This is a genomic window from Ruegeria sp. YTSA135, from assembly GCF_059610165.1.
This window is the reverse complement of record NZ_JBXWNC010000041.1, coordinates 1-1,854: the sequence shown is the minus strand read 5'-3', so window position 1 is coordinate 1,854 and position 1,854 is coordinate 1. Positions and strand designations below refer to the sequence as shown.

Sequence of the window (1,854 nt, the reverse complement as noted above, 5' to 3'; positions counted from 1 at the left end):
TGTGAGGGTGCCCACTGCTCCCAGAAAACCCAAAGTGACCCACATCCCCGCAAGCAGGGCTACAGTACTTTCACCGACGCATAGTCTGCGTGTGGCGATTGCGCCCAACGCATAAAAGAATCCGGCGCACACAGGGATCAAAACGGTCAGATCGAAATCAGAAGGATTCGGTTGCAGCACAAGAGTGATCCCGATGAACCCAACGGCAACCGCGCTGATCCGCCAGATACCCACTCGCTGCCCCATCACGCCTGCCGAGATCAAAAGGATAAAGATTGGTGAGGTAAAAAGCCCGGCCAGTGCTTGGGCAATCGGCATCATCGCCAGAGCCGAGAAGTAGAACAACATCGAGATGCCCACTAGTAAGCTGCGCAGCGCCACCGCCCAAAACCGAACGGGCATCAACCCGCCAAGTCCAAGTAGCGGAAGAACCGCCACAAGCGGCCACGCGATCGTGGCCCGCATCAGATGGAACTGCCAGAGCCCAATGTGGCGCGACAACGGCGCAATGAAGTTGTCGATCACGCCAATGACCGCCATTGCACAAATCATGAAGGCCGCTGCATGAAGCTGTCGATCAGGTGGAGCTACAGACATGCTCCCTCCATTGGCGCAGGCGCGGCCTGGTTTCTGTCTTCATTGCGACACTGACGCCGATACCAGTGGGAAAATTATCGCGCTGGATGCGGGGCCTGAGGTGATCGCCTAAATCGCGCTAGCTGAAAGTTGGTGTCCTCTATATCCCTGCAGCAGTCGATACGTTTTATACTGGGGCCGTCAATTTCCATCATGTTGTGTAGTGCCAACGATATTGCGCAAAAATGCATACCGCGTCCCTTGTAAGGTTCGCACAATTCACCGTGGCGTTGTCGCAAATGATGCAGAAAACAGTCGGATGCCTGAATACGCTCTCGGGTAACCTGGAGTTTTTGCGATTACGACAACCGCCAACATATTGAGCTCTTCTGACGGCCACAAACACGGTGTGCTTTTTGTTTTTGCGGCTGGCGTTCTGTGGTCGACGGTCGGTCTTGGCATCCGCTTGATAGAAGAGGCCGGTGTCTGGCAAATTCTGCTATACCGCTCAATGGCGATGTCGCTATTCCTCTATGTCGTTATTCGGCTGCGGTCCGGTGAAAACCCATTCGTCCAGCTTCGCCGAACCGGCTTCCCCGCCGTCGTCGCCGCGCTGTCGTTGTTAGCTGCGTACTCCGGTGCGATTTACGCAATACAGAATACATCAGTTGCCAATGCGATGCTGCTCTTCGCCACCGCACCGTTCTTAACGGCTATTTTGGCATGGATGGTCCTGCGAGAACCGGTGCGCAGAGCGACATGGATTGCAATCGTTGTCGCGCTTGGCGGCATTGCGATCATGGTTGCCGATAAATCAGGAAGCGTTGTTCTGAAAGGCAGTCTTGCGGCGCTCGGGTCGGCGCTCGGCTTCGCGGTATTCACCGTTGCGCTGCGGTGGGGCCGAACGTCAGAGATGTTGCCGTCCGTGTTTCTGTCTGGGCTCTTTGGAGTCGTCATCACCTTTGCGATCTGCCAGGTTCAGGGTCTTTCGCTAGCCATAAGCCTGAATGACGGTAGCGTGGCCTTCGCAATGGGGATCTTTCAAGTGGGCGCCGGTTTGATCCTCTACACCATTGGATCGAGAAGTCTGCCAGCAGCAGAACTCACACTACTTTCACTGGCTGAAGTCTTACTCGGCCCGCTTTGGGTTTGGCTTTTCTTGGGAGAAACTGCTACCGCCAACACACTGATTGGAGGCGCGGTCCTACTTGCTGCGATTGCTGGAAATGCCCTGTCAGGACAACGCCGGAGACCACCTCCGATCACGGGCCCATAGCT

The 1,854-nt window shown here is 55.6% G+C and carries 2 protein-coding genes; one reads left to right on the top strand and one right to left on the bottom strand.

Translation table 11 applies throughout. The features are described 5' to 3' along the window. Window positions 1-597: DMT family transporter (locus AC2FIT_RS22500; RefSeq protein WP_496832637.1), on the bottom strand; the 597-nt coding region annotated here is incomplete at its 3' end. A 355-nt stretch (window positions 598-952) separates the two neighbouring features. Here AC2FIT_RS22500 and AC2FIT_RS22495 point away from each other — a divergent pair. Then, window positions 953-1,852 carry a DMT family transporter gene (locus AC2FIT_RS22495; RefSeq protein WP_496832639.1) on the top strand — a complete coding sequence of 300 codons (900 nt, stop codon included), beginning with the start codon at window positions 953-955 and terminating at the stop codon, window positions 1,850-1,852. Window positions 1,853-1,854 lie beyond the last annotated feature (2 nt).